Source organism: Bradyrhizobium ingae (genome assembly GCF_055791185.1).
This window is the reverse complement of record NZ_JBVUBB010000010.1, coordinates 151319-165160: the sequence shown is the minus strand read 5'-3', so window position 1 is coordinate 165160 and position 13842 is coordinate 151319. Positions and strand designations below refer to the sequence as shown.

Sequence of the window (13842 nt, the reverse complement as noted above, 5' to 3'; positions counted from 1 at the left end):
CGACCATCATGCCGCGCGACGCCGCGTACAGCGCTGTTGCATTGCTAGCGGAATGAATCCCGAGATAGGCATGTGACCAACTTGATGCTCACCATCCAAGAGCGTATTCTAACAGGCGCCGTCGTGGAGCAACCACCTCGAACGATGTTCCTTAAGTCCGCACAAGGCGGCTGCGATAGGATTTCTAATCTGTCTCGGCGTGGCGAATGCTTGGTTGATTCTCAATAGAGATCTGAACGGTTTCAAAGAACGATTCCACGCATCGTAGGCGTCTCTTATCCGATGTCGTGACTATATACGTCTTGAAATCACTGCAGAATTCATCGACAGGCTTGTACACGAGCTCCTCTGCCGGAAAAACGCTATCTTGAAGAAGTATACCTACCCCGATTCCGTGCAGAACGGCTTCCTTTAGAACGGGATAAGTCGCCATCTTAATAACATTCGGCATATTTATACTGTTCTCAAGACAGGCCTTTTCCACTTCTCGTAATGTCAGAGAACCATCCTCGGTTAGAATGATCCTTTCTTGTGCAAGTTCAGCCAGACTGAGTGTCGGTCTGCAGGCGAGCCGATGCTCGCGCCGCACGAGCGCCACAAGCCGCGTTTTGCTTAGCTCCACGTGGAATAGGCTGGCAAGGTCATCAGGTTCAGTGATGATAGCAATATCGACATCACGCGCTTCAAGTCGCTGCTTAGCAAGCTCCCAGGGCACTAGTGAAAACGTGATTCTCACTGCGGGAAAACGTCGGTTGAATTCGGAAATAATCGGCATCGCTGGACACGGCGCGTTCGCGATCACCGTTAGATGGCCAGCCGACAGGTCATTGTAAGCATTGATCTTCTCCGCGACCAGCTGCTCCAGAACGCGAACGCGATCAGTTAGCGCAAACAGTTCCTGAGCGGGTTTTGTAGGTACGAGCCCGGTGCGATGCCGAATGAAGAGTGTCGTCCCCATATGTTGCTCGAGCTTGGCAAGGTGCTGGGTGACGGCCGATTGGGTGACACCGAGGACGGCTGCAGCTTCCGAAACGCTTCTCCGCCTGAAGACCTCTGTAAAGGCCACAATCTGGTGAGAACTGATTTTCATGCTGTCGAAGCCTGCTCATCCTATTGCGATGGATTCGCATTCCCAAGCGGGGGCAAGGGCTTTTCGCGCACCGTCCGTTGTCTCTGGCAGACCCAAAAACCGTTGGGCCGCTCAAGCTCGACGTTGGCGTCGCCAGTGCAACCCCAATTGATCAGGACGCCTAAAGGGGGACTCAGTGCCACCTGGACAGTGGATAAAGGTGCGTGACTTCGGCCTCTTGTTTCCTGATGCATTCTCTACCCACGGGTTCGTCTCGGCCGACGGTCAAAACAGAGTATTCCCGGCCCCCAGAAGGTTCTCATATCCCCTTCCTCAACCGAGCTCTGCTGCTGCATTACAAATCGACGAAGCAACTTTCTAAGATATTGCCTCAGGTTCGCCGTACAGTCTTCCTGTGGTACTTGGGAATGAACATCACATGGTATACGAAATGTCAAACTTCTGCTGCTTCTCCAAGCAGAGCTTGGAGCCTCGCTCGTTAGTCTCGCGTATAGGCAAACCAGACAACCTCAGCTTAGCAGCGACTTCTCTGCGCGAAGGAAACATCTTAAAATGATAGTGCCAGCCGCGAACCACTTTGGAACGGAGCGTACCGACAATTAAAGCTGTTCGTTGGATTTTCTCAGCGAGAACGGTGGTACGGGCCGGGATGATTGACTGCGATCAGCAGGCTCGTCGCGCAGGACAAAAGCGGCAACGGCGATACTGAGCCGATTTGGAAGCCAGCTCATTTAATAGAAGCAATACTTCTTCTATTAGCAAGGCTAATATCAAGACATTTACGCGTCAACAACGCTTGCTACGTCTCTTCTCCGGAAGCAGGCGACAAGCCGCTATGCGCTCTCGGCTCGTAACAGAGAGCGCATCGCTCACGCCCAATGAAATCACGAGTGAAGGAGGTGATCCTCGCTCCGCAAAAGCGGGGACGGGGGACGTCAGCCGAGTTCGCCACAATTAATAGGAGAGACGAATGAAAATTAGCACCGATCGCATCCTCACCACACATGTCGGCAGTTTGCCACGGCCGCAGCTGTTGGAGGAGATGCTGCTGGCGAAAGAAAAAGGCGGACTTGACGCCGACCGCGATCCGCTGCTGGCGGCCAGCATCAGTTCAGCGGTCGTCGACATCGTCAAGAAGCAGGCGAGTATCGACCTATCGGTTGTCGATGATGGCGAGATGAGCAAATACGCCTACTCGACCTATGCGCGCGAACGAATGACAGGTTTGACGGGCGTTGATCAGCCGCTTGCCTTGTCCGAACTGGCGGAATTCACGAATTTCGCAAAGCGGGTCAGTCTGGATATCAAGACTCCCGCCTGCGTGGGGCCTCTCAAGTACCAGGGAGAGGCGGCGGTGGCGACGGATATCGCCAATCTCAAGGCGGCACTCAACACGGCTTCTGTCGAGGAAGCGTTTATGAACGCTTCGTCTCCGGGGATCATGGCACACTACATGCCGAACAAATATTATCCATCGCAGGAAGCCTACCTCTATGCGCTGGGCGATGCGATGAAGCATGAATACGATGCCGTCGCTGCATCAGGCTTGCTCCTGCAGATTGATTGTCCGGATTTGGCTCTCGGTCGCCATTTTCGAGCAAAACCAATGGATGTGGCGGAGTTCCGCAAGGAAATCGCTCTTCACGTCGAAGTGCTCAATCATGCTCTGCGCGACATTCCCGCCGATCGGATGCGCCTGCATCTATGCTGGGGCAATTATGAATCGCCGCATCACCATGACATCGATCTCCACGAGATCTTCGATATCATCATCAAAGCGCGGCCAATGGCGCTTCTGCTGGAAGCGGCGAATCCACGCCACTCGCATGAATGGAGCCTGTTCAAGGAAACGCGGCTTCCCGATGACAAGATTATTGTACCCGGGGTTATCGATACCTGCACGAACTACATTGAGCATCCCGAAGTCGTCGCGCAGCGCATCGAGCAGTACGCCAATCTGGTCGGCCGCGAGCGCGTGATTGCTGGAACGGACTGCGGCTTCGCGAGCTTTGCGACCTTTCACACCGTCGACCCGGACATTGCCTGGCGCAAGCTCGAGTCGCTTGTGCAAGGCGCCGAGATTGCATCCCGCCGGCTCTGGAACGCGAACTCAACGCGCTCCGAACAAGCCATTGCCTCGTGAAAGCGCAAAGCCGCTGGCAAACACCGCACATGAAAATCATCCAGATAACCGACCTTCACCTGGTTCCAGCAGGTGATCGTCTCTTCGACAGCGATCCAGGCGAGCGCTTGGCAGCCTGCTTGGCCGATGTGGCTGAGCATCATGCAGATGCCGAGCTTTGCGTCATCACGGGCGATCTTGCTCATCATGGCGAGCGGAGAGCCTACGCTCGCCTACACGAGGCGCTCGGGGTCTTGCCGATGCCGGTGCGGCTTCTCATGGGCAACCATGACGATCGCGCCAATTTCCGTAGCGTATTTCCCGAAGCTCCGGTCGACGATTTCGGCTTCGTTCAGTCCGTGCTCGACACGGCGGCGGGACGCTTCCTTTTCCTCGATACCAAACGATCAGATAGCCATGCCGGCCTCTACTGTGAACAGCGCCAGGCGTGGTTGCGCGCAGGCTTGGAAGAGGCGCACGGCAGGCCAATTTATCTTTTCATGCATCACCCGCCCCTGTCGGTTCACTTCAGGCCTGCGGACGACATCATGCTAGACGATGGCGCAGCGTTCGGACGAATTCTCGCCGGGCATTCCATCCGCCATCTATTCTTCGGGCATGTGCATCGCCCGATCACCGGAAGCTGGCAAAACATTCCCTTTTCCACCTTGCGGGGGCTCAATCACCAATTGTGGCTCGATTTTAGTTACGAGCGAGGAATTCCCTGCAGTATGGAGCCTCCGGCCTATGCGATCGCCTTCCTAAACGCCGATGCCGTGGTCATCCACACCCATGATTTTCTCGATACAAGCGCAAAGTATCTGTACGAACCGGACCTACCCGTCGAGCGCCAAGTCGTTCCAATAGCGCGACGATCTCAGCTCTGATTTCGCGGCGGGGTCTTAAGCCCCTCCATCCGTGACCCATGCCCATCCGTCGCTTAACCCCGGCGGAGCGGTTGTTCGTAACCGTTGCAGGTGCAACCTCTTTACCCGACCGTACCAGACGGAGTTCTTGATGCCGCAGATGTAGATCATCGAACGTGCGGCGCCTCATTTCCAAGTGGCGACGCAGCCTTATTTGCTTGCCTGTTAGACGCACCACTCGGAAGAAAGCGTGGCTCTTCTTTCGAGCAACCGAAGGAGAATTCTCGTGAAATTGTCCCGTCGCACGTTTCTCGGCGCTTCCACCGCGCTCTCCGCTGCATCCATCGCCGGCTCATTTGCCGGCCGTGCTTGGGCCGCAGCTGATACCGTCGCTATCGCCTCGCTGCACGATTTATCGGGGCCTTTTGATATTTACGGCGTGCCGTCGAATCTGTGCATGAAAGTGGCCGTCGAGGAGATCAATGCCGCCGGCGGGCTGCTCGGCAAAAAAGTCGAGCTCAAGGTCTACGACTGCCAGTCCGACATCAACAAATATCCGCAATATGCGCAGAAGGCGGCGCTCAACGACAAGGTCGTGATGGTGCAGGGTGCGCTCAGCGGCGCTGCGCGCGAAGCCACGCGGCCCGTCTTGCGCAAGTACAAGATCCCCTTCATCTACGGCTCCTTCTATGAAGGCGGGCTTTGCGAGAAGAACACATTCTGCGTCAATACGGGCGGCAACCAGCAGGTGGTTCCGCTGCTCGAATGGTCCTTCAAGAATCTCGGCAAGAAGCTTTACTATATCGCTTCGGACTACAACGCGCCCCGCAATTTCGGCATCTGGAACCACGTGATGGCCAAGCGCCAAGGTGGCGAGGTCTTGGCCGATGATTACTATCCTCTGAACGTCACGGATTTCACCTCGGCCATCGCAAAAATCCAGGCCGCCAAGCCGGATATCGTCCATTCCTGCCTCGTTGGCGGTCCGGCCATGTCGTTCTATCGGCAATGGGCGGCGGCCGGAATGTTGAACAAGATTCCGATCATCTCGATCGTGTTTGCCGCAGGCAATGAGCACGAGGTTCTTGCTCCAGAGGAAACCGACGGCGTGATCGTCGCCTACAATTACTTCCAGGAACTCGACACGCCGAAGAACAAGGAATTTCTGGCAAGGGTTGAATCCGTCGGCGGTAAGAACCACCCCTACATCAATGGCGAAGTGTTTGGCGGCTACAGCGGCGTCATGCTGTGGGCGGAAGCCGTCAAGCGTGCCGGCAGCTTCGAGCGGGAATCAGTTCTCGCGGCCCTCGAAAGCGGCATCCGGTGGGAAGGACCGGCCGGAGTCATGACCACTGATGGCCCCACCCACAATACGACGCAAGACGTTCACATCATCAAGGTCAAGAACCGCGTCTGGAGCCTGATCGAGAAGAGCGAGCAGATTCCGCCTGATACGTATGGCGGCAAGTGCAACGTCTTCACCAATCCGAAGCAGACCGATTTTCTGATGCCGCAGATCTAAGTGGCCGGCGCTCGCGGCGCCGTCTCGACGGCGCCGCCTCCTTATTCGCCTGTCTCAGTCTTCGCAGACCAGGATAGACTATGGACCAGTTCGCCATATTGTGCTTCGCGGTGGTCAATTCCATTGCCCTTCTCGCCCTGATCAGCTTGGGGCTCGCCATCATTTTCGGCATGATGCGGGTGATCAACTTTGCTCATGGCGAGTTCATCATGCTAGGCGGATACGCCACCGTGATCGCCAATCATGCCGGCGTAAATCTTTGGCTCTCCATGCTGGTCGTCGCTCCAATGGTCGTCGGCATTATCGGAGCTGTGGTGGAGCGGCTCATCATTCGTCGACTCTACGGTCATCTGGTCACGACGATGTTGGCAACCTGGGGGCTTAGCCTGTTCTTGATTGGCGCGGTGACCGCCGTCTTCGGCAACACAACGATGGGTGTAAGCGCGCCGCTCGGCAATATTCCAATCGGAGCCTATTCCATCGGTGCTTACCAACTTCTCTTGATTGCAATCACAGCCCTGCTCGTCGTGTGTTCTCTTCTGGTGTTGCACTGGACGAAATACGGATTGATCGCGAGGGCGGCGATGCAAAATTCGGAGATGGCGACCACCCTCGGGATCAATTGTGATCGCGTGTATGCGACCACTTTCATCATCGGCACAGCAATCAGTGGCCTGGCCGGCGCGTTGCTTGCGCCGATATCCGGCGTCCTTCCTCACATGGGCGCCGCCTATGTTGCACGCGCCTTCGTCACCGTGATCAGCGGCGGCGGGGCGCTGATTACCGGCTTTTTGTCAGCCGCAACGATCCTCGGACCGGTCGAGGCATTGCTCTCCTATTTCGCAACGCCGGTCGTTGGCCAGGCCTCGCTGCTGCTTTTGGCCGTGATCATCCTGCGCCTGTTTCCGACCGGCATCTCTAGCTTGTGGACCGGAGGCCGATAACGTCATGCTGCGCCGACTCAAACATGCCTTGTTTCCAGCCGCTCTCGTGCTCTTCGCGGCTTTTGGGCCGTTCGTTCTGGAGCCACTCGACCTCATCAATCTGTCCGCCTTTTCGGCCATGGCGATCGCAGCGCTCGGTCTCGCCTTTGTCTGGGGGACGCTGGGGATACTCAACCTCGGACATTCGGTCTTTTTCGGTCTCGGTGCCTACGCCTATGCAATCGCGGTCTCCAATCTCGGCGACAGCACGCTTTCCGTTTTGATCGGAACCCTGTTGCCGGTCGCATTCTCGCTCATTCTTGGTTACTTTCTGTTCTTCAGCCGTCTGGGCGACGTCTATCTCGGCGTCATTACGCTCTGCGTGACGCTGATTTTCTATTCCTTCATGACGTCGACTGCCGATCCCTCATTTCATATCGGTCCGGTGCCTCTCGGCGGCTTCAATGGGATCACGGCAGTACCCTCGCTCAATATGCCAGGTGATCCGCAGGCATTTCTATCCACGGAAGTGACGTTCTCAATTTATTTTCTGGCGCTTGCAGGGGCTTACATTTTGCTCTCGTTCCTGCGTTCGAGCGATGCCGGGCTTATCATGACGGCGATCCGCGAAAGTGAGTTGCGGAGCGAGCTACTTGGCTACGACATCCGCGCCTACAAGCTCGTTGGCTTTGCCGTGAGTGCTGCCATCGCGGGGCTCGGTGGAGCACTTTACACGGCGGTCATGGGTTTCGTCAGTCCGAATGTTTTCGATCTTCCGCAAGCCTCGCAATTCGTTCTGTGGGTGATCGCCGGCGGACTCGGGACCTTTATCGGCCCCGTCGCGGCAAGCTTCGGCTTCCAGCTTCTCGGCAGCCAGCTCGGCGCCAACCAGATTTTCAATACGGAGCTCATTTTCGGCGCGACGATTATCCTGTTCGTGCTGCTCGCCCCTCAAGGCCTGCTGCCGATGATTCTTAAGTTGTCGAGACCTAGGCTCCAGAGCCGTTCTGGCATCATGAGGCGGACGGAGGAACCGGCATGAGCGGCTCAGCCATTCTCGCTACGAAAGGCCTTGTTAAGCGGTTCGGCGGTGTTGCCGCAGTTGATGGCGTCGACCTCGTCGTGACCGCCGGCGAAATCCGCTGCCTCATAGGCCCGAACGGCGCTGGCAAGAGCACACTCTTCAAATGCCTCACCCATCAACACCAGCCGACCAGCGGGCACGTCCTGTTCGAGGGCCAGAATCTGCAAGGCCTCGCCACCCATCGCATTGCGCGCCTGGGCATCGCCATCAAAAACCAGATTCCCAGCATCTACCCTAACCTGGACGTCCGGGAGAACATCCGCCTCGCCGCCCTACGAAGAGGACTGCCCAAGCGCGATCTGGACAGAGTTGTCGAGCTGGCACTGGAGGAGATCGGCTTTGATGACGGGCGCGCAAAGCAGCCGGCTGTGACGCTTTCGCATGCGCATCGCCAATGGTGCGAACTCGGCATACTGCTCGCGAGCGATCCCCGTCTCGCGCTCCTCGACGAGCCCACCGCCGGCATGACGCGGGATGAGATGTTGAAGACCGTCGACATCATCAAACGTCTCAACGCCCACGCCACGGTGATCGTGGTCGAGCACGACCTGGAGTTCATCGCCCGTCTCGCACAAAGGGTCACTGTCCTGCACAGGGGGAAAGTGTTGGTGGAGGACACCATGGACAAGATCGAGGCAAACCAGACTGTGCGAGATATCTATCTCGGCCGCAAGAAAGACGCCATTCATGCTGAAAGGTGAACGCTTGGTCTCCGGCTACGGCAAAATACAGGTTCTGCGTAGCTTAAGCTTTGATGTCGGCGCTCATGAGATTCTCGGGATCATCGGCATCAATGGTATTGGCAAGACCACCTTGCTCAAGACTGTCATGGGGCTGTTGCCGGTTCAAGGTGGCCGTATCGTGCTGGACGGTGTTGCCATCGAAGCTCTGCCCGCCCATCAACGTAGTCGTCTCGGCTTTAGTTACATGCCGCAAGGTGGAGCGGGTTTTGCTGGCCTCACCGTCAAGGAGAACCTCTTGCTCGCGGGCATGATGCCCGGTGCCGGAAAGGCAAAGCCGATTGCCGAAATATTGTCCCTCTTTCCGAGGCTCGAAAAGCTTCTCGCTCGCCCTAGCGGTGCGTTGAGTGGGGGCGAACGGCAGTTGCTGGCGCTTGCACGCGCCATGGTTCGCTCGCCGCGGCTTCTTCTGCTCGATGAACCGACAGAGGGCATTCAGCCCTCGGTGACTGACGAAATCGCCGAATGCCTATCGTCAATTCACCGGCTGGAAAAGACGGCCATGATCATTGCCGATCAGGATCTCAGTTTCCTAGCCTCGCTGGTTGCCCGAGCGCTGATCGTCCAGAAGGGACAGATCGTGGCGGAACGCAATCCGACCGAACTGCTCGCCGACAGTGTCTTCGAGACGGATTGAGGTCTTGCCGGCGCCGGGCCTTCCGTCCGGCGATTCTGCAGGTCACGAGTGTCAATCCGTTCGAGACGAGTGCCCATCCTTTGATTTGCGGAGCCGCCATGGCCGCCAAAACCGTCTCAGTCCAACCTACCGTCCATCCGACTGCACGACTGCACGATACAAAACTCGGCGCATATTGTGAGGTCGGCGCGCCCACGATCCTGCGAGAAGCGACGATGGGCGATTATTCCTACGTCGAAAACGATTCCCAGATCACCTACACGACAATCGGAAACTTTTGCTCGATTGCGGCAATGGCCCGAATCAACCCCGGCAACCATCCGATGCACCGCGCGGGCCAGTCGCATTTCACCTATCGGACAAGCGCCTATTTTCCGAACGAGAGTGACGAGGCAGAATTCTTCGATTGGCGGAGACAGCATCAGGTCCAGATCGGTCACGATGTCTGGATCGGTCACGGCGCAATCGTACTTCCCGGCCGCAACATCGGCACTGGTGCCGTGGTTGCTGGCGGTGCAATCCTTACCAAGGATGTGCCGGTCTACACAATCGTCGCAGGCCATCCGGCTCGCACCGTCAGGCGACGGTTCTCGGATGATATCGCCTGGCGGCTCGCCAGGCTTGCGTGGTCGGACTGGGATCACTCACGAAAGTCTGCAGGCTGCGCTGCCGGATTTGCGCAAGCTGGCGATTGAAGATTTTTTTGAGTAAATGCGAAGGGGGAGAGCTTGCCAGGTTGGAGTCTTGCCGTTGATCGCTTCAAGGGAACTGGTTTCTGATTGTCAGAGGTCCGAACTCGCTCCCGTCGGCCGCTGCGCAATTGCTCGCCTAGGCGGCGCCCTCGCTTCAGTCCCGGTTGCGCGGCAGCTGCTCTCGGCGCCAACAATGCGCACGGTTCTCCAGTTGCTCATTCCGGAGGCCAAACGCCGTTTTGGGGGGCGCCCTGCCAGAAATGCGAGGCTGATCTCGTGCGGCGGTTCTCCGCCAAGCCGTGCATGGTCGAGGGCTCGGTGACGTCGCGAAAGACACTCCTACCATCATGAAGAAGGAGGCTAACGTGTCGTCCGCTGCACGAACTGAATCTGCGCGCCCCGAGGTTCAAGCGATCACCGAAGTCGAACCCACGAAGAACTTTCGATTTTATGACAATCGACGAAAGTACCTGATGTTCGTCAATACGTGCGGCGAGAAGCGCGTCGCCCGCCGATTCCTGAGCGGAAGAGAATGTGCAGACGGCAGTGCTCTTGCTTCATCGGCAGCCTTTGAGCAACGCCGGGAGCAAGGTCACTCCCGACGTTAGGCTTGGCCAGCAGGTCCATCACCAAACTGACTACGGCTCGCGTGTCACTGAACTGTCGCGTTCATTGTGATTACCGACTCTCCCGAACCCGAGGGGCCCTTTCCCGTAAAGCTGACGGCAAACGCATCGCTGCCCTTGTAACCTGCCTTGGGCGTGTAAGTGTATGTCGATACATTCAGCTTCTTTAGCGTCCCATGTGCGGGCTTTTGCGAGATGGTCGAAGCGGCAATCACTCCGTCCATTTTGAGCGGCAATAGACATGTGCCACCGGCCGAAACACTGAAGTAGCCACTTGAATTCACACCCCAACTCGACTGGACGCCGGTGACCGGGCACTCTGAAGCGGCCTCTGCAGAGATCGGTATCAAGCCAAGAACGGCCACGGCGAAAATTGATCGTACTCGATAATGCATTTCAGCCTCCATATTTGAAGACGAACTCGCATAGCATCGCCGACCAGATCTTTTGTTGATGCACCTCAACGATGCTTCGCGCGTATTCACAGGCCCGAAAATCCGGTCAAGTCGAGATACGGCGAGTTATTGCGGAACGGCGACGCATTTCCACCTTAAACAGCTTCAGGACGCCGGAAATCGTTAGTGTAGCCTTTGCCAGATCTCACGACGGTCCGTGAGCTTGGATTCAAAACCAGGCCGCAAGCTATCAGCCACCGATCCATTATCGTCAGATTGTATCTGGCCTTGTTCAACACTCGAGGTTGACGGCCTTGCTATTCTTGTGGAAACTAATGTCATCATTAGAGTCGCTGAACGCTGCTAGACGTGCCGGCGACACGGCACCTTGTCTCGCAACAGTTTTTAGTCGAGTTGGGTTTTGATCTAGGAGCCGGCCGATGTTTGTTCGCATCACGACAGACCAAACGCCTCGCCCAAACTCGCTCAAAGACTTCGGCTTGGCGAGCGGCTCAAACCCGATCGTCAATCTAGGCGAGTTCACGTACAAAAAAGGGAAAGAAATCTACGGTGAAAAGGAACCCGCCGATTACGTCTATCTCGTAACACGAGGTGCGGTGCGGAGTTACAAACTGCTCTCCGACGGTCGGCGTCAGATCGGTGCGTTTCATTTGGTTGGCGATATTTTTGGGCTCGGGAACGGTGGAACGCACCGCTTTACAACTGAAGCTGTTGTTGAGACCACTCTTCGCCTGATGAAACGACAAAGCCTCGAGCTGGTGGCCGAGAAAGATACCCTGGTGTCGCGCGACCTACTTGGTCTGACGACTAGCAACCTACAGCACGCGGAAAACCACATGCTCCTGCTGGGACGCAAGACGTCACTTGAGAAGGTTGCTGCGTTTTTACTAGAAATGGACGAGCGTCTGACCGCCGCCGGCATAATCTCGCTGCCGATGTCCCGCCGCGATATCGCTGATTACCTTGGCTTGACGCTCGAAACGGTTTCGCGCGCGGTGTCTCAGCTGCACAAGGCAGGCATTCTAGAGTTCATCGGCAATACTCAGCGCGAAATCGCGATCCTGGACCGAGGATTGCTTGCGCGCATCGACTTGCACAACTAGCTACAATTGGAATTGGAGATTGGCATTGTGGCAGGAGAATCTTGCATTTGCGCGTCCAGCGCGGACTTTCAATTACGACAGTTGATCGCCGAGCCTGAGCTCGCCGAGCGGCTCCCAGCGACAGTTGAACAAATTCGACGAGCGCTGCGCTTTCAAGAAGCAATATCGTCGTGCACCGGTGTTCGGTGGCCGATCTAAAACGAGTGGATTCAAATTAGAATACCACCAGCGAACTGGACGATGAATGAGGCGGGCCGCTTCGTCAGCTAAGGTGAGAGAAGCAATGAACGAAGCTTAAACGGGTTGCGCGCGCGGCGGACGCATGAGCCAGCGGGACGCCAAAAGCAGCTGCGCGCGTGGGGTTATCAGCGACTTGCACGATTTCGTCCTCTCCTGATGCGTGCCCGTGTTTTTCACTGCGAGCAAGGATCGATGCGTCTACTGGGAAAATACAAAGGTCTGGTTATCTTCGCCCTATCAAAAAGAGTTTGTCTTGGACTCGCGCATTCGAAGATTGTCTGAGAGGATTTCACCACTGGACAACGATGTCGGTTAATAGCTCTCGCGCTGCTCTCCGGGGGACTACATTTGCTAATCGCCATCAGTCTTGGCTGATTTACAAGGCCTCCGGTGTCCCGAACTTCGCTCAAGGCGCGATACTGCTGTTAGCGGCGCTGGCCTTCGTCAGTCGAGTGGCGCGTGGAACGTCGTTTGCGGTCGCGCTGGCGACCACGCTGGTCGCGATGCTGCCGCTTAATCGGATGCCATGTTGCTTGAGCTCAGAGGAGGATCACATATGGTAACGACGCGCGAAGTGTCTGTCGATGACGCCCCAACGGTGACCCATATGGTTGCTGCCCTAGCCGCCGAACTTGGCGGCGGCCAGGTACAAGCCGGACCAGATACCCAGCTTGTAGCCGAACTCCTTGCTATGGAAGAGCGTATCTATGGGTTCCTAGCTTTCGCCGAGGATCGCCCGGTCGGCGTCATCATGTTGTCGGAAAGCGCGGCTCTTTTCGCACGCGGAAGGTACGCCACGATCACCGAACTCTACGTGGTGCCGGACCAGCGATCGTCAGGGGTTGCGATGCGTCTCATTGAGGCTGCCGTAGGCCTGGGGAGGGTAAAGGCCTGGGGCCAACTTGAATTGGCGGCGCCCAAACAGCCGATGTGGAGCCGCAACTCCAGCTTGGCATTGTACTTCAAGGCTGGCTTTGCAGAGATCGGCCCACGCCTGAAGTTGCCGCTACAATGCCTCGCTAGCCCACGTCCGCAAGGTATTGCTAAGGGGCGATCGCGATTGGACTCTCGGCAGCAACGCGCACTGTCCCGCTCCGGCCCGGATTCAACGGCTGTAAGACTTGCGTTGGAAGCCGCGGGGCACGCTCTCGGAGGAGCGGACCCTCGTCCATGGCGCCGGCGGTGAGCCGATCAGGGCCGAGGCCGAACGTCTTGCTGAAGCGCGCGGCCCGCCACCCGAGGAACTTAAACGGCATTTGAAGCCGGGGTACGCCAGTCGACGGGCGGATTTGGCCCGTGGGTAGGGATCTGTCGACCGGCACCTTGAGGGAATCGGTTGAGAGCTGCACACTCAGGAAGCTTTCGGGTGGGATTTATGCGTATCCAGGTGAGACCGCGTTGGGTGGGACACCCGCGTCGGACGGGGATGTCCTGGAAGCCTTCCTGAAAGCGCGCGAATGGCGGCCAAGGATCGAGCGTCCCGGAATTGAAATCATCCGCTTTGGACCCAAGGTGTTCGACAAGGGCATCGAACACCACACGATCGAGAATGTCCCTGTCCGCATCTATTCACCGGCAAAGACTATTGTCGATCTCTTCAGGAGCGCCCGATTCCAGCATGCGGCTTACGAGAGCACCGGTGGGTTCGCGCAGGTGACACAGGCCATGAAAGAAGCCCTGTGACTGCGCAAATCCACGCCGGCAGAGATCGCGCGGTTGCCGTGGATCCAACTTGCGCTTTCTTGATTCTTAGTCATTTGAGAGTTAGCCATCGTTGCCGG

General features: G+C 57.0%; 12 protein-coding genes and 1 pseudogene. 11 read left to right on the top strand and 2 right to left on the bottom strand.

Translation table 11 applies throughout. The annotated features are described in order from the left end of the window. Positions 1 to 184 precede the first annotated feature (184 nt). On the bottom strand, positions 185 to 1090 hold the full coding sequence (locus ACV1FX_RS17620) for a LysR family transcriptional regulator (RefSeq protein ID WP_473118803.1): 906 nt from the start codon (positions 1088 to 1090) through the stop codon (positions 185 to 187). Between the two features lie 970 nt (positions 1091 to 2060). Between ACV1FX_RS17620 and ACV1FX_RS17615 the strand changes: the two genes are divergently transcribed. From ACV1FX_RS17615 to ACV1FX_RS17580, 8 genes and pseudogenes are all read left to right on the top strand, one after another. Further along, the gene (locus ACV1FX_RS17615; RefSeq protein WP_473118802.1) at positions 2061 to 3233 is read left to right on the top strand and encodes a cobalamin-independent methionine synthase II family protein; all 1173 of its coding nucleotides are present in this window, start codon (positions 2061 to 2063) and stop codon (positions 3231 to 3233) included. Positions 3234 to 3262: 29 nt separating this feature from the next. After that, entirely contained in the window at positions 3263 to 4099 is an 837-nt protein-coding gene (locus ACV1FX_RS17610) for a phosphodiesterase (RefSeq protein ID WP_473118801.1), read from the top strand. 265 nt (positions 4100 to 4364) lie between these two features. Beyond that, complete coding sequence (locus ACV1FX_RS17605) at positions 4365 to 5600, top strand: urea ABC transporter substrate-binding protein (protein WP_473118800.1); 1236 nt, start codon at positions 4365 to 4367, stop codon at positions 5598 to 5600. An 80-nt stretch (positions 5601 to 5680) separates the two neighbouring features. After that, complete coding sequence (locus ACV1FX_RS17600; RefSeq protein WP_473118799.1) at positions 5681 to 6544, top strand: branched-chain amino acid ABC transporter permease; 864 nt, start codon at positions 5681 to 5683, stop codon at positions 6542 to 6544. Between the two features lie 4 nt (positions 6545 to 6548). Then, a complete protein-coding gene (locus ACV1FX_RS17595) occupies positions 6549 to 7565 on the top strand; it encodes a branched-chain amino acid ABC transporter permease (RefSeq protein ID WP_473118798.1) in 1017 nt (338 codons plus the stop codon). Next, positions 7562 to 8308, top strand: a complete 747-nt coding sequence (locus tag ACV1FX_RS17590; protein ID WP_473118797.1) for an ATP-binding cassette domain-containing protein — start codon at positions 7562 to 7564, stop codon at positions 8306 to 8308. Before ACV1FX_RS17595 ends, ACV1FX_RS17590 begins: the two co-directional genes overlap by 4 nt. Beyond that, positions 8295 to 8984 (top strand): ABC transporter ATP-binding protein, encoded by a 690-nt coding sequence (locus tag ACV1FX_RS17585; protein ID WP_473118796.1) that lies wholly within the window; start codon positions 8295 to 8297, stop codon positions 8982 to 8984. The genes ACV1FX_RS17590 and ACV1FX_RS17585 overlap by 14 nt, the downstream gene beginning before the upstream one ends. 98 nt (positions 8985 to 9082) lie before the next feature. Beyond that, positions 9083 to 9695: pseudogene (locus ACV1FX_RS17580) on the top strand (LbetaH domain-containing protein). A gap of 633 nt (positions 9696 to 10328) precedes the next feature. Here ACV1FX_RS17580 and ACV1FX_RS17575 read toward each other — a convergent pair. After that, positions 10329 to 10697, bottom strand: coding sequence for a hypothetical protein (locus tag ACV1FX_RS17575; RefSeq protein WP_473118795.1), 369 nt, complete (start codon positions 10695 to 10697; stop codon positions 10329 to 10331). A 440-nt stretch (positions 10698 to 11137) separates the two neighbouring features. Between ACV1FX_RS17575 and ACV1FX_RS17570 the strand changes: the two genes are divergently transcribed. From ACV1FX_RS17570 to ACV1FX_RS17560, 3 genes are all read left to right on the top strand, one after another. Beyond that, entirely contained in the window at positions 11138 to 11821 is a 684-nt protein-coding gene (locus ACV1FX_RS17570) for a helix-turn-helix domain-containing protein (protein ID WP_254103531.1), read from the top strand. Positions 11822 to 12587: 766 nt separating this feature from the next. Further along, complete coding sequence (locus tag ACV1FX_RS17565) at positions 12588 to 13247, top strand: GNAT family N-acetyltransferase (protein ID WP_473118794.1); 660 nt, start codon at positions 12588 to 12590, stop codon at positions 13245 to 13247. A gap of 110 nt (positions 13248 to 13357) precedes the next feature. After that, a complete protein-coding gene (locus ACV1FX_RS17560; protein ID WP_473118793.1) occupies positions 13358 to 13744 on the top strand; it encodes a type IV toxin-antitoxin system AbiEi family antitoxin domain-containing protein in 387 nt (128 codons plus the stop codon). Positions 13745 to 13842 lie beyond the last annotated feature (98 nt).